The organism is Luteibacter jiangsuensis (assembly GCF_011742555.1).
Classification (GTDB): domain Bacteria; phylum Pseudomonadota; class Gammaproteobacteria; order Xanthomonadales; family Rhodanobacteraceae; genus Luteibacter; species Luteibacter jiangsuensis.
Map to the genome: position 1 here is coordinate 507,059 of NZ_JAAQQR010000003.1, position 13,318 is coordinate 520,376.

At 64.6% G+C, this 13,318-nt stretch carries 13 protein-coding genes; 9 read left to right on the top strand and 4 right to left on the bottom strand.

The features are described 5' to 3' along the window. Positions 1–29 precede the first annotated feature (29 nt). Entirely contained in the window at positions 30–383 is a 354-nt protein-coding gene (gene cutA, locus HBF26_RS09150; protein ID WP_240151258.1) for a divalent-cation tolerance protein CutA, read from the bottom strand. Positions 384–581: 198 nt separating this feature from the next. Here cutA and groES point away from each other — a divergent pair, with 198 nt between their 5' ends. The 4 genes from groES to HBF26_RS09170 all read left to right on the top strand — a co-directional run bounded on the left by groES (position 582) and on the right by HBF26_RS09170 (position 3,473). Then, entirely contained in the window at positions 582–875 is a 294-nt protein-coding gene (groES, locus tag HBF26_RS09155; protein WP_167028388.1) for a co-chaperone GroES, read from the top strand. 102 nt (positions 876–977) lie between these two features. After that, positions 978–2,621 (top strand): chaperonin GroEL, encoded by a 1,644-nt coding sequence (gene groL / locus HBF26_RS09160; protein ID WP_167125221.1) that lies wholly within the window; start codon positions 978–980, stop codon positions 2,619–2,621. A 79-nt stretch (positions 2,622–2,700) separates the two neighbouring features. Next, entirely contained in the window at positions 2,701–3,213 is a 513-nt protein-coding gene (locus tag HBF26_RS09165; protein ID WP_205287609.1) for a DUF2778 domain-containing protein, read from the top strand. Next, complete coding sequence (locus tag HBF26_RS09170) at positions 3,210–3,473, top strand: hypothetical protein (RefSeq protein WP_167125223.1); 264 nt, start codon at positions 3,210–3,212, stop codon at positions 3,471–3,473. Before HBF26_RS09165 ends, HBF26_RS09170 begins: the two co-directional genes overlap by 4 nt. 173 nt (positions 3,474–3,646) lie before the next feature. Here HBF26_RS09170 and HBF26_RS09175 read toward each other — a convergent pair whose 3' ends face one another. Further along, on the bottom strand, positions 3,647–4,150 hold the full coding sequence (locus HBF26_RS09175) for a hypothetical protein (protein ID WP_167125224.1): 504 nt from the start codon (positions 4,148–4,150) through the stop codon (positions 3,647–3,649). 197 nt (positions 4,151–4,347) lie between these two features. Here HBF26_RS09175 and HBF26_RS19920 point away from each other — a divergent pair, with 197 nt between their 5' ends. Further along, entirely contained in the window at positions 4,348–4,650 is a 303-nt protein-coding gene (locus HBF26_RS19920; protein WP_167125225.1) for a 2Fe-2S iron-sulfur cluster-binding protein, read from the top strand. Between the two features lie 5 nt (positions 4,651–4,655). On the opposite strand, the gene HBF26_RS09185 is transcribed toward HBF26_RS19920, so the two are convergent. After that, a complete protein-coding gene (locus HBF26_RS09185; protein ID WP_167125226.1) occupies positions 4,656–6,551 on the bottom strand; it encodes an LTA synthase family protein in 1,896 nt (631 codons plus the stop codon). A 182-nt stretch (positions 6,552–6,733) separates the two neighbouring features. Between HBF26_RS09185 and glnE the strand changes: the two genes are divergently transcribed. The 4 genes from glnE (at position 6,734) to HBF26_RS09205 (ending at position 12,497) form a co-directional block, all read left to right on the top strand. Continuing rightward, a complete protein-coding gene (gene glnE / locus HBF26_RS09190) occupies positions 6,734–9,622 on the top strand; it encodes a bifunctional [glutamate--ammonia ligase]-adenylyl-L-tyrosine phosphorylase/[glutamate--ammonia-ligase] adenylyltransferase (RefSeq protein WP_425482978.1) in 2,889 nt (962 codons plus the stop codon). 49 nt (positions 9,623–9,671) lie between these two features. Continuing rightward, on the top strand, positions 9,672–10,604 hold the full coding sequence (locus tag HBF26_RS09195; RefSeq protein WP_167125228.1) for a nucleoside hydrolase: 933 nt from the start codon (positions 9,672–9,674) through the stop codon (positions 10,602–10,604). Positions 10,605–10,690: 86 nt separating this feature from the next. Further along, positions 10,691–10,936: a type B 50S ribosomal protein L31 gene (locus HBF26_RS09200; RefSeq protein WP_090056306.1), complete on the top strand. Its 246-nt coding sequence runs from the start codon at positions 10,691–10,693 to the stop codon at positions 10,934–10,936. A 265-nt stretch (positions 10,937–11,201) separates the two neighbouring features. Continuing rightward, positions 11,202–12,497 (top strand): citrate synthase, encoded by a 1,296-nt coding sequence (locus HBF26_RS09205; RefSeq protein WP_167125229.1) that lies wholly within the window; start codon positions 11,202–11,204, stop codon positions 12,495–12,497. Positions 12,498–12,634: 137 nt separating this feature from the next. On the opposite strand, the gene HBF26_RS09210 is transcribed toward HBF26_RS09205, so the two are convergent. Continuing rightward, positions 12,635–13,291: a hypothetical protein gene (locus tag HBF26_RS09210; RefSeq protein ID WP_167125230.1), complete on the bottom strand. Its 657-nt coding sequence runs from the start codon at positions 13,289–13,291 to the stop codon at positions 12,635–12,637. Positions 13,292–13,318: the final 27 nt, after the last annotated feature.

Here is a 13,318-nt window from a genome sequence, read left to right on the forward strand (position 1 = left end):
CGGCGACGAAACCGCGACAACGTCGGTCATTATGACCGGGGGATTCCGGATTGGCTTGCACGTGTCGTGGGCACCCCGGCCTCCAGCCAGGCGAGGTAAGGCGCGTGGCCTTCCACCAGAGGCAGGGCGACCACCTCGGGCACCTCGTAGGGATGGTTGGCGAGGACGAAAGCCTCGACGTCGGGGAAGGCCTCGCGGACCGTTTTCACGATCAGCAGGTCTTCGCCGTCGGTGACCACCTCGCCTTTCCAGCGGTAAGTGGACCGCATGCCCGGCAGGTGGTTCACGCAGGCGGCGAGACCCGCCTCGACGAGGCCGCGCGCCAGGGCGGCGGCCGGTTCGCCTTGCGGACAGGCGATAAGGATGGCGACAGGCTGGGACATGACGACCATTGTGCCCCCTCGGCCGCGTCTTTTTTGCACCGGTGCCCTTGAACGGGTATCGCACGGCGCCATCTGTCGGTGATCGAAGGGCCTTCCTGATCGGTGGGACCTTTGGCTAAAATTCTGGCACTCACCCTGGCCAAGTGCTAACAGGGTGTACTAATTTCCTTGTCTGTCAATCACATGGTTGGAGAAGTCATGAGCAAACTGCGCCCGCTGCACGATCGCGTCATCGTCAAGCGTCTCGAGGAAGAGCGTGTTTCGGCCGGTGGCATCGTCATCCCCGACAGCGCCACCGAGAAGCCGACCCGCGGCAAGGTCATCGCCGCCGGTAACGGCCGCATCCTGGAAAACGGCTCGGTCCGCCCGATGTCGGTGAAGGAAGGCGAGACCGTCCTGTTCGGCAAGTACGCCGGCCAGGAAATCAAGATCGACGGCGAAGAGCTGGTCTTCCTGAAGGAAGACGACATCGTGGCGATTCTGGAGGCGTGAAGCGTGAAGAGTGAACCGTCAACCGTAAAAAGCTGACGCTTCGCCGTTTCGCTCCTCGCTCCTACTTACTGTTTACCTTCTTACTCTTTACGGAACTCAATCATGGCAGCTAAAGAAGTCCGCTTCAGCGAAGACGTGCGCTCGCGCATGCTCAAGGGTGTGAACACCCTCGCCAACGCCGTCAAGGTCACTCTCGGCCCGAAGGGCCGCAATGTCGTGCTCGAGAAGAGCTTCGGCGCCCCCACCGTCACCAAGGACGGCGTCTCGGTCGCCAAGGAAATCGAGCTGGCCGACAAGTACGAGAACATCGGCGCGCAGATCGTGAAGGAAGCCGCCTCGAAGACGTCCGACGTGGCCGGTGACGGCACCACGACCGCGACCGTTCTCGCCCAGGCGTTCATCCAGGAAGGCCTGAAGGCCGTTGCCGCCGGCATCAACCCGATGGACCTGAAGCGCGGTATCGACCAGGCCGTCGCCGCCGCCGTCGGCGAGCTGAAGAGCCTCTCGAACCCCACCGCCGACGACAAGGCCATCGCCCAGGTCGGTACCATCTCGGCCAACTCCGACGCCGACATCGGCGACATCATCGCCAACGCGATGAAGAAGGTGGGCAAGGAAGGCGTGATCACGGTCGAGGAAGGCTCGGGCCTCGAGAACGAACTCGACGTCGTCGAAGGCATGCAGTTCGACCGCGGCTACCTGTCGCCGTACTTCATCAACAACCAGCAGTCGCAGCAGGTTGAACTGGACGATCCGTTCATCCTCATCCACGACAAGAAGATCTCGAACGTCCGCGAGCTCCTGCCGGTGCTCGAAGCCGTCGCCAAGGCAGCCAAGCCGCTGCTGATCGTCGCCGAGGAAGTCGAGGGCGAAGCCCTGGCCACCCTCGTCGTCAACACGATCCGCGGCATCGTGAAGGTCGCCGCCGTCAAGGCGCCGGGCTTCGGCGACCGTCGCAAGGCCATCCTCGAAGACATCGCCATCCTCACCAACGGCGTGGTCATTTCCGAGGAAGTGGGTCTGCAGCTCGACAAGGCCACCATCAACGATCTGGGCCGCGCCAAGCGCGTCGTGATCACCAAGGAAAACACCACGATCATCGACGGCGCCGGCGAAGCCGAGCGCATCCAGTCGCGCATCGGCCAGATCAAGGCGCAGATCGAAGAGACCTCTTCGGACTACGACCGCGAGAAGCTGCAGGAGCGCGTGGCGAAGCTGGCTGGCGGCGTGGCCGTCATCAAGGTCGGCGCCGCGACGGAAGTCGAGATGAAGGAAAAGAAGGCCCGCGTCGAAGACGCCCTGCACGCCACGCGTGCAGCCGTCGAGGAAGGCGTGGTCCCGGGCGGCGGCGTGGCCCTGATCCGTTCGCTCAAGGCGCTGGACGGCCTGAAGGGCAAGAACCAGGACCAGGACCTCGGCATCGCCATCACCCGTCGCGCGCTGGAAGCGCCGCTGCGCGCCATCGTCGCCAACGCCGGCGAAGAGCCGTCGGTGGTGCTCAACAAGGTGAAGGACGGCCAGGGTAACTTCGGCTACAACGCCGCGAACGGCGAGTTCGGCGACATGATCGCCTTCGGCATCCTGGACCCGACCAAGGTGACCCGTTCGGCCCTGCAGTTCGCGGCCTCGGTCGCCGGCTCGATCATCACGACCGAAGCGGCCGTGACCGAGCTGCCGAAGAAGGACGAAGGCCACGCCCACGGTGGTCCGGGCGGCATGGGTGGCATGGGCGGCATGGACTTCTAAGTCCCGCTCTCCATCTGTGCGTTACAAGCGAAGGAGTCCCGCGCAAGCGGGGCTCCTTCGTCGGTTTTGGGAGATTGGAATGTCCGATTTTCTCAAGCGACTAACGGAAGAACATCAAACAAGAAGGAGTGTCACAATGCTTACTTGCCGGTTTCGGCTGAACAATCTGCCCATAAGTACGCTAACGGTCGGCGCGAGCAGTTTCCCTGCCTTCTCTGGCGAAGAAGGGCGCATCAATACTGTCTTGCAACAGTGCGTCCCGAATGGCCCAATTCCACGGGGAACGTATTACATCGTTGACCGGGAATCCGGTGGGCGCCTGGGTGAGTTGAAGGACAAGTTCAAGAAGGCGAACTGGTGGTTCGCACTCTATGCCGATGACCCGAAGACCGACGACCACACATTTTGTGAGAGCGTCATGCGCGGGCAATTTCGGCTGCATCCATCCGGGTGGACCGGACAAAGTGCCGGATGTATCACGCTGCCGTTCATGCATGATTTCCTTTCACTCCGGCAAATCATTCTCTCTCAAGAGATGTTCGATATGCCGTGTGCTGACATGAAGGCGTATGGTCAAGTGATCGTCGTATGAGGCGTTTTCTGACGCCCGTTCTGTGGGTGATCTGGATACTGTTTGTGTCGATCGTTGTCATTGTCATGGAGGCGATCACGAGTCCCGCCGATATCCCACCGAGAAGTTTGATCGTGGAGCTTTTGGGTGGCTATGGCAGCGGCGCTATCTCGCAGGCGGGCGATACGTCGCTGATCATTTGGACATTGGAGCGCATTCTTCCAGCTCACCTGGCGATCTGCCTCACATGGCGAGCGTTCAAGGCAGTGTTCTTGCGATAGGTCGATAGCTCACTGTTGCCTGCCGTGGTCGCATGAAAAGCGACTACGTGCAGGCGTGCCATGTCGTGTCTCGCTATGTCATTTATGCGACACGCTGGCGCCAGCATGTGGGAATACCTTTGGGAGCACACCCTGTGCGCGCTGATCGTTTCGCGAGACGCAACAGGACGGTATTACTTCATGACAGTCGCCAGGAAAGGCCATTGATCCTCATGGCCAAAATCGCCGCGAGTCAATTCGCGAAGGTTCTTTCCTTCCCTTAAGAGAATCTGATCGACCTCGTCGGCAACGGCAAACGGGAAGCCCACAATGGTGACATCGAAGCCTGCAAGGATCGCCATGCGTCCGTTGCGGTCATAGGCGACCCACTCGGGAGAAACGCGGGCGGGATTTTGCTCGTCTGCAGCGAATGCATCCCAGTCCATCTTAACGAGTACATCTGGCGGTTCGGGCTGACCTATCGGCGCATAACCACAAACCAGACAAGTAGCTTCAGGCACAGCCACGCGGATTGCTTCCCAGAGCTGCCGAGGCATGCGGTGGACGCCGTAGCGATTCCGCTCCAGGGCAGCACCTCTCCAGTTTGGGAGCGCGAACGCATCGGGAGTTCCTTCGTCTTCAACGAAAAAATGCGAGCGGGCTTGGTGGATTGCCATCGGCGGGACAACCTCAATCATGCTGGCTGCCTCATGGAAGCGGCTCCGCTTTCGGCGGAGGTGGATTCGGATGTCACAAAACCCTTCGTTGTCCGTGACGACGTTCGAATCTTGCCGGCCAGCGGGCGAGATTCATGGCGCTGTCATTTGAGCGGGAGTATTTCCGACTTCGCGGGCATTCCTCTAGAGAACTTCATCGACAAGGACGGGGCGAGGACATGAAATACAAAGTGAAACTGCAAAACGCGGAAGAAGGGCTCGACGCGACAATAGACGTGCCCGATGACGAGCGCATTTTGGAGGCGGCCGAAGCTCAAGGAATAGGTTTACCCTACATATGCAGAGTCGGCGCCTGCAGCGCTTGCGTCGCGAAGTTAATAAGCGGCAAGGTAGATCAGAGCGATCAAAGCTATCTCGACGATGATCAAGTGCGGCAAGGGTATGTATTAACGTGCGTTGCGTTCCCTCGGTCCGATTTAACCTTGAGGACGCATTGCGAGAAGGAATTACTATTAACTTAGGGCAACTACTGCCCCGCGCCTTCGGCCGCGCCTTGCTCGATCGCACTGCGTCGCTGCGCGATGGCGCCTGCATCAGGTGCCGCATACTGTGCCAGTAGCGGGTCGAGCTTTCGCTTCAGTCGCAGCATCGCCACATTGCTCATCGAGATGTCGGCGTACTTCTGCATGGGGTCTTCCGCGGGCGTCGGGGCTTCCGGTGCGTGCGTGAGCGCGGCGAGTTTCGGTGCCACCACCTGGGTGAGGGCGAAATAGGCGTCGTCGTGCACGCCTGCCTGTTCGAGCAGCTTGCCCGGGAGCATCCAGGCGGCGACATCTTCCTTCGCTGGCGCGGGGCCATCGCCGTGCGCGTCGATGAGGATGTAAGGCACCGTCTGGTTGAACATGTTGGAACCGCCCGCGAAACCCACCTTGTCGAAGGTTTCCGTGAGCGCCGGCAGGTGGTCGCCGTAGAACAGCAGCAGGGTCGGACGCTCGCGATGCTTCAGAAGATCGGCGAGCCGGCCCAGTTCCGCATCGGCGTGGCGCATGTGGTAGACGTAGTTGCGGAACTGCAGCTTCGCCTCGTTGCTGATGCCTTCCGGTGCCGGAATGGCATCGCGTTCCTTCGTGTCGATGTTGGCGGAGTTGTCGTACGGTCCGTGCGCTTCCATGCTGATGGCAAAGACGAAGCGAGGCGGCCCCGAATCGCGTAGCTGGTTCATGATCTCGTCGGTCATGGCGCTGTCTGCCATGTAGGCACCGTCCTTCCTGTAATCCTTCGGGAAGTCCGGCTGCGACACGAAGCGGTCGAAGCCCAGCGACTTGAAGGCAGCCGTGCGGTTCCAGAACCCCGCGTCGTTGCCGTGCACCGCGATGGTTTCGTAGCCGTGCGAACGGAGCGTGCGCACCATGCTCGGAACCACGCCGCTGTGCATCTGCAGGTAAGGGAACTGCATGTCCGGGAAGTAGCGCAGCGAAAGCCCGGTCAGCACTTCGAACTCGGTGCGGATCGTGCCGCCACCGTACGTCGGCACGTGCAGCTGGCCGCTGCTGGCATGCCTGGCCAGGCGGTGCAGGTTCGGGGCGAACTGTTGGCCTTCCATGCCACGGATGACGGACGGATCGAAGAACGATTCGCTCTGTACCACCACGATGTCGGGCGTCTGCCGCTGGTTCTCGGCTGCCGCGCTCATGTGCCGGCGCAGGTCGCTGTCGCTATCGGCGATGAAACGGCCGGCTTCGGCCGCGTCGGGCTTCGCTTTTTTCTTTCCGGCATTCTGCAGCCGGAACTGCATGATCGTGGTGACCACGCCGTTGTAATGCGCGTTACCCGCCGCGGACCACGGCTGGAGGCCCAGGCGGTCCTTGTCGTACAGCGCGGACCATGCCGGCGTGCCCGCCAGCAGCGTGCCGATCAGGGTCACGAGCGCCACGCCGGCGACGAGACGGCGCCCGCGCGTGCGCCGAGCGAACAGCGGTGGCTCGAAGCGGGCGGCGAGAACGACGAGGCCGATCACGGCAAGGATGGCCAGATAAGGAAGCGGGCTGGACGGCAGGTAGCCGCCAAGGAGATGCGCGCCGCCGTTCTTCAACTGCCCGACCATGCGGAAGTCCGAAGGGAGCAGCGGGGAGCCCAGGTTCTTCATCTTGATGTCGCTCACCACGAGCACGGCGCCCTGCGCCATGAAGGCGATGCCGAACGAAAGCCAGGGGCGGCGGGTGAGTACCAGGAGCAGACTGGCCAGAAGCAGGCCCGGAAACGCGTTGGCCAGCAGGTGCAACGGGCGCGAGGACCACTCCAGGCTGGCCACGCCGGGGTTCCCGTCGAGGAAACCGGTATAGAGGATGAAGGCGACGGCGAGGCACAGCGGCAGCGCCACGCGGCCCGCGAGGTCTCGCCAATGGTTGGAATCGGCCGTCATCACATCCTCTTAGCAGTCGCGCCCGCGCCTTCAGGGCATGGGACTGTAACGTAGCTGACATGAATGCGTTGTCCGGGGAGTGGAAAGGGTTCATGCGCCGTTGCGGCGGGCCCGGCGGGCCCGGCGGGCGCCGGGCGGGGCGCGGCTTCGGCCAAGCCATGGCCTGAGGCACAATGCGGCGGATGACCAGTCCAGTCCCAGCCCGGCGTGAGAGCGACTCGCTGCGCACGCTTATCGATCAGCGCTACGCCGACCTCATGGCGGCCTGCCGCGCGGCCCGTATTCCTGTCCATGACGACGCCGGCGTCGCCGAGCGGATCCGGCGCACGCTCCTCGCTTCGGATTTCGCCTTCGACATCCTGCGACGGCAGCCGGAATTGCTTTCGCCCGCCGGCCTGGAGCGTTTTCGCGCGAACGCCGACGCGGCAACGCGCGGCGCGACGCTCGAGCTTCCGGACGACGAAGAGCGCTGCATGGCCGTGCTTCGCCGGTTTCGGCATGCGGAGGCGGTTCGCATCGTCTTCCGCGACGTAAACGGTCTGGACGAGCTGGACGACACGCTCTCTTCGACCAGTGCGCTCTATGAGACGTTGCTCGAGGTGGCCCTGCGCTGGTCGGAGGCGTCGCTGCATGCGCGTTACGGACGCCCGCGCGATGCCTCGGGCCACGCCCAGCGCATGGTGATCCTCGGTTTCGGCAAGCTCGGCGGCAACGAGCTGAATTTTTCCTCGGACATCGACCTCGTGCTCGCCTACGCCTCGGGTGGCGAAACGGACGGCTCGCGCCCGCTGGACAACGGCGAATATTTCGTACGCGAGGCGAGGCAGCTCGTGCGGCTGCTTGCCGAGCCCACGGTGGACGGCATTTGCGCGCGGGTGGATCTTCGCCTTCGTCCGTTCGGGCAGTCCGGACGCCTGGCCCTGCCGTTCTCGGCGATGGAACAGTACTACCAGCGTGAAGGAAGGGACTGGGAGCGATACGCCTGGATCAAGGCACGTCCGGTCGCCGGCGACCGCGTGGCGGGGCGCGAATTGCAGGACATGCTTCGTCCGTTCGTCTACCGCCGTTATCTCGACTACACGGCTTTCGCCGGCTTGCGCGAGATGAAGGCGCTGATCGACGCCGAGGTGGCCCGCAAGGACCTGGCGGGCAACCTCAAGCTCGGCCCCGGCGGCATCCGTGAGATCGAATTCATCGTGCAGCTCACGCAGATGATCCGCGGTGGGCGCGATCCCGCATTGCGCGTGCGCGGGCTCTTGCCTGCGCTGCGTGCGTGCGAGGCGCGCGGGTACATTCCGGCGGCGCGCGCGAAGTCGTTGCGGGCGTCGTATGTCTTCCTGCGCCGGCTGGAGAACCGCGTGCAGATGCTGCGCGATGCGCAGACACACGACATTCCGGACGACGAATTGTCGCGCGAGCGGCTCGCGCTCGGCATGGGGCACGCCTCCTGGGACGAGCTGGCGGTCGAACTGGCCAAGCATCGCGACGAGGTGTCCGCGGAATTCGCAGCGGTGCTCATGCCCGATGCTGGGGACAAGGCTTCGGTCCCGGTTGCGGACGTCGCGCTGTGGAAGGCGGCGCGCGACGAGACCTTGACCGACGCCATGATGGAGGAGGCGGGTTTCGTGCCGGGCCGCGAGGTGGCCGACGAACTGGTGAAGCTTCCCCGCGCGGCGTCCGTGCGGTCGATGTCGGCGCGGTCGGCGGAACGCCTGGAACGCCTGATGCCCCAGTTGATCGACGCGGCACACCAATCCGTGGCGCCCGCCGCCAGCCTCCTTCGTCTTCTCCGTCTCGTGCAGGCGGTGGCGCGCCGCTCGTCCTACCTTGCGCTGCTCGACGAACAGCCGAATGCGCGCCGGCGTGTCGCCACCGTCTTCGCCGACAGCGCGTTTCTCGCGGAGCGGGTGATCGCACAGCCCTTGCTGCTCGACGACGTGCTGGACCCGCGCATCGACCAGCTGCCGCTGAAGCGCGCCGACATCTCTGCCGACATCGCCCGGACCCTGGGCGCGCTCGATGAGCGCGACGCGGAACGGGAGCTCGAACGCATCAACGAATTCCGCTCCAGCATCGCCTTCCGGCTGGGGCTGGCGTTCAACGACGGCCGCGCCGACGCCACCGCCACGGCGCGCCGCCTCGCGGGTCTGGCCGAGGCTGTGATCGCGGCGATCGTCGCGCTCGCCACGCGCGAACTCACGGCGCAGCACGGCCGGCTACCCGGCGAAGGCAGCGGCTTCGCGGTGCTCGGCTACGGCAGCCTGGGTGGAGAAGAACTCGGTTTCGCGTCCGACCTCGACCTTGTTTTCGTGTACGACGGAAAACGCGCAAACGCGATGAGCGACGGTCCCCGCCCCGTGGACGGCACCCGCTGGTACCAGCGCCTCGCACAGCGCGTCATGCACTGGCTGAGCGCGCAGACGCATGCGGGACACCTCTACGAAGTGGACACCCGCCTGCGCCCCGATGGCTCGAAGGGTCTGCTCGTGGCCAGTGTCGACGCCTTCGAGGCTTACCAGCGCGATCGCGCATGGACGTGGGAGCACCAGGCGTTGTTGCGTGCGCGCCCCGTGGCGGGCGATCCCGTCATCGGCGAAGCGCTCTCGGCCATTCGCCGCGATATCCTCGCCACCCCGCGCGATCCGGAGCGCGTCCGCGCGGAGGTCGGCGCGATGCGCGCGCGCTGGCGGGGCGAGCGCGATCGGTCCGACGCCACGCGCATCGATCTCAAGCAGGGCAGGGGCGCATTGATCGACATCGAGTTCATCCTGCAGGGCATGGTGCTTGCGCATGCGTCGTCGCATCCGTCCATCCTGGATACGCCGGCCAGCAGCGTGCTGATCGACACGCTTCGCGACGCGGGGCTGCTGTCCGGAATGCAGGCCGATACGCTGCACGTCGCCCACGCGGACCTGTTGCAGGCCGGCCTCGCGTGTACGCTCGACCTCCGCTCCCGCATCGCGGCGCGTACGCCCGCGCTGGACGCCCTCTGCGCCGGCGTGGAGCAGGTCACGCGCGAACTCGGCTTCGACTTCGGCGCGCGTACCGAGCCGGCGGCGCAGGGTGCCTGATCCGTCGGCGGGCGCTATGCTGTGCGGCCTTTACGGAAAGCCATCGACGATGAACCGAGTTCCGTTGCTGATCGACACCGACCCCGGCGTGGACGACGCGCTGGCCATCCTCATGGCGCACGAACACGCGGACGTGGCCGCGCTTACCGTCGCCGCGGGCAACGTCGGCCTCGGTCATACCGTGCGTAATGCCCGCACCCTGGTCGATCTTCTCGGCGCGCGCACCCCTGTCTTCGCCGGCTGTCCCTCGCCCCTCGTGCGCGAGCCCGACGAAGACGCCGCCTTCGTGCACGGCGCGGACGGATTCGGCGACGTGGGTTTTGCCGAGCCGGCCCATGCGGCCGAGGCCGAGCACGCGGCGCTGGCCTTGCTCAGGCTCACCCGCGAGCGTCCGGGTGAACTCACCCTCGTCGCCCTCGGGCCCCTCACCAACCTGGCGCTCGCCGTGCGCCTGGACCCGACCCTGCCGGAGCGCGTGAAGCGGCTGGTGATCATGGGCGGCGCCGTGACCGGCCACGGCAACACGGGCAAGGTGCCGGCCGAGTTCAACATCGGGTTCGACCCGGAAGCCGCGCACGTGGTCTTCGAGGCGTTCCCGATGTTCGATCTCGTGGACTGGGAAGCCACGGTGCGCCACGCATTCCCGGACGACCTCTACGAACGCTGGGTTGCCTCGGGCGACCGCCGGGCCGCCTTCTTCGAGAAGATCTTCGGCACCGCGAGGCGCTTCAACGCCGAACACGAGCGCACCGGCTTCATCGCGGCCGACGCGCTGGCCATGGCCGTGGCACTGGACCCCGCCATCGTGGAGCGGGCGGAAACCCGCCACGTGGCCGTGGAACTCGACGGGCGGCTCACTCGCGGCGCCACCGTGGTGGACTGGCATCGCCGGCTGGGCGGCAAGGCCAATGCCCGGATCGTGCTGGAGGTGGACCAGGCCCGCTTCGGCGACCTGATCGCCCGGGCCCTGGGCGTTCCCTGATTCCGCAGCCTCCGGCCGGTTGCCAAGCGGCCGGGCGCTGGCTACAATGCCGCTCTTTTCACCCCGCTATTTCTCAGGTTCAAGCCATGAAAGAGAACATCCACCCGAACTACCAGCCGGTGGTCTTCCAGGACCTCTCGTCCGACTTCGCGTTCCTCACGCGTTCGACCATGTCCAGCAAGGAAACCGTCAAGTGGGAAGACGGTAACGAATATCCCGTGATCAAGCTCGATATCACCAGCCACTCGCACCCGTTCTACACGGGCAAGCAGAAGACGCTGGACGTCGGCGGCCGCGTCGACAAGTTCCGTCAGCGCTACGGCAAGAAGTAAGAAGCTTTACATCCGCGCGCCGCCTGCGGGGTGGCGTTTCGCGAGGATCGAGGACACGGGGCGAGCCGAAGCTTGCCCCGTGTCTTTTTTGCGTCCCGCGCACACGAACCTCTAACGGACGTTTGAACTACCGCTGTGCGATAATGGGGAACTTCGGCCGCACGTAGCGGCCGGTACGACACCTTCCCCAGGGTGCCGTTTCCCAAAATCCCTACGTCGTTTCGCCTGGCGGAACGGCGGGAACAGAGACGAAGAGGAGCTCGCCGTGTCCGACGCCAAAACCGTCAAATTGGTCGATGAATCCAACAAGCCCGTGAGCGAACTGCCGGTTATCGGCGGCACGCTCGGCGCCGAGTGCGTCGACATCGGCACGCTGTACAAGGACACCGGCTACTTCACCTACGATCCGGGTTACGGCAGCACCGCCAGCACCAAGAGCGCCATCACCTACATCGACGGCGACAAGGGCGTCCTGCTCTATCGCGGCTACCCGATCGAGCAGCTGGCCGAGAAGTCCACCTTCCTCGAAACCTCGTACCTGCTGCTGAACGGCGAACTGCCGAACAAGGACCAGTTCGCGAAGTTCGAGCACGACATCACGCATCACTCGATGATGCACGAGAACCTCAAGTTCTTCCTGCGCGGCTTCAACCACGACGCGCACCCGATGGCCATGCTTGCCGGCTCCATCGCCTCGCTGTCGGCGTTCTACCACGACAAGCTCGACGTCGATAACCCGGAAGACCGCAAGCTTGCCGCCATCCGCCTCATCGCGAAGATGCCGACGATCTCCGCCGCCATCTACCGTCACTCGATCGGCTGGCCCACGCGCTATCCGCGCAACAACCTCGAGTACGTCACGCGCTTCCTGCACATGATGTTCGAAGTGCCCAGCGAGCCGCTGGAACTGAATCCGGTGGTGGCCAAGGCGCTCGACCTGCTCTTCATCCTGCACGCCGACCACGAGCAGAACGCCTCCACGTCCACGGTGCGCCTCGTCGGTTCGACCGGCGCCAATCCGTATGCGTCGATCGCCGCGGGCATCACCGCGCTGTGGGGTCCCGCACACGGTGGCGCGAACGAGGCCGTGCTCAAGCAGCTCGAGGAAATCGGCTCGGCCGACAAGGTCGAGACGGCGGTCAAGCGCGCGAAGGACAAGAACGATTCCTTCCGCCTGATGGGCTTCGGCCATCGCGTGTACAAGAACTTCGACCCGCGCGCGAAGATCATCCGCGAGATGTGCCACAAGGTGCTGAACGAGCTGGGCGTGAACGACCCGCTGCTCGACGTGGCCATGAAGCTGGAAGAGGCCGCGCTGAAGGACGACTACTTCGTCGAGCGCAAGCTGTACCCGAACGTCGACTTCTACTCGGGCATCATCTACAAGGCCCTGGGCATCCCCACCGAGATGTTCACCGTCATGTTCGCCATCGCGCGTACGTCCGGCTGGATCTCGCACTGGATCGAGCAGCACGAAACCCCGGGATCGCGCATCGGCCGCCCGCGCCAGATCTACACCGGCGCCGACGTTCGCGACTACGTTCCGAGCGACAAGCGCTAAAAAAAGAGCCCCGCGAAAGCGGGGCTTCTTTTATGTGGGAGCCGCTTCAGCGGCGATGGGGGCTTGCGGCAAGCTTGCCCGCTGCCGCGGGATCGCCGCTGAAGCGGCTCCCACAGAACTAGTTTCGGCCCCCAAACTCACGTCGACGCGTTGAACGCCTCGATGTCTTCTTCCGCCAGCAACTCCTGCACCATGGCCGCCGTGGCGCGGCGCATGGGGCGCTCGTCCACCCGGTCCATCGGTGCCTGACGCAGCGCGTCCATCGGCAGCACGGTGAGATCGAAGGGAATGCCGTCCGCCCCGAACAGCAGCACGGTGTGCTCGCTCTGTTCCGTGGGCGACCAGCGCAGACGGCGTGTCTGCGTTTGCAGCGGTATGCCCTGCTCGCGCAAGAACATACCGGGGGCCTCAGGGTCGTCGCTGTAGACGTGGAGGCAGACAGCCGAATGTTCGTCGGCGGTGCCTTCGAGCACCGCGCCTACCAACCGCGTGTCGAAGCCGCGGAGGAAGCGCATGGCCTCCACAGCCGCCTCGCGGCGGGCGCGCAGGGCCTGCGGTTGCGTGTCGCCGTGGAAGAGGCGCTGGTGTTCGCGCAGCGCGTCCTCGATCTCGTTGTTGCGGGGAAGGGCCTGCGTATCGACGATGCCGAGCCGTTCGGCCGCCTTCAGCTTCGCGTGGTGGAAGTCACGGATGCCATGCTCGCTCATCAGGCGTGCCGCCTCCTGGGCGACGAGGACGCGATTGCGCTGCGTCCGGTCCTGGGCATGGATCCTGTGGTGTTCGCCTCGTGCCATGACTCACCCCCGTGTGGTGTGTGCGTG

Excerpts from the sequence above, each read along its gene's own strand:
- HBF26_RS09185 (WP_167125226.1), bottom strand. The coding sequence starts at position 6,551 with ATGACGGCCGATTCCAACCATTGGCGAGACCTCGCGGGCCGCGTGGCG.
- HBF26_RS19920 (WP_167125225.1), top strand. The coding sequence starts at position 4,348 with ATGAAATACAAAGTGAAACTGCAAAACGCGGAAGAAGGGCTCGACGCG.
- glnE (WP_425482978.1), top strand. The coding sequence starts at position 6,734 with ATGACCAGTCCAGTCCCAGCCCGGCGTGAGAGCGACTCGCTGCGCACG.
- HBF26_RS09195 (WP_167125228.1), top strand. The coding sequence starts at position 9,672 with ATGAACCGAGTTCCGTTGCTGATCGACACCGACCCCGGCGTGGACGAC.
- groES (WP_167028388.1), top strand. The coding sequence starts at position 582 with ATGAGCAAACTGCGCCCGCTGCACGATCGCGTCATCGTCAAGCGTCTC.
- HBF26_RS09200 (WP_090056306.1), top strand. The coding sequence starts at position 10,691 with ATGAAAGAGAACATCCACCCGAACTACCAGCCGGTGGTCTTCCAGGAC.
- cutA (WP_240151258.1), bottom strand. The coding sequence starts at position 383 with ATGTCCCAGCCTGTCGCCATCCTTATCGCCTGTCCGCAAGGCGAACCG.
- groL (WP_167125221.1), top strand. The coding sequence starts at position 978 with ATGGCAGCTAAAGAAGTCCGCTTCAGCGAAGACGTGCGCTCGCGCATG.
- HBF26_RS09170 (WP_167125223.1), top strand. The coding sequence starts at position 3,210 with ATGAGGCGTTTTCTGACGCCCGTTCTGTGGGTGATCTGGATACTGTTT.
- HBF26_RS09175 (WP_167125224.1), bottom strand. The coding sequence starts at position 4,150 with ATGATTGAGGTTGTCCCGCCGATGGCAATCCACCAAGCCCGCTCGCAT.
- HBF26_RS09165 (WP_205287609.1), top strand. The coding sequence starts at position 2,701 with ATGTCCGATTTTCTCAAGCGACTAACGGAAGAACATCAAACAAGAAGG.
- HBF26_RS09210 (WP_167125230.1), bottom strand. The coding sequence starts at position 13,291 with ATGGCACGAGGCGAACACCACAGGATCCATGCCCAGGACCGGACGCAG.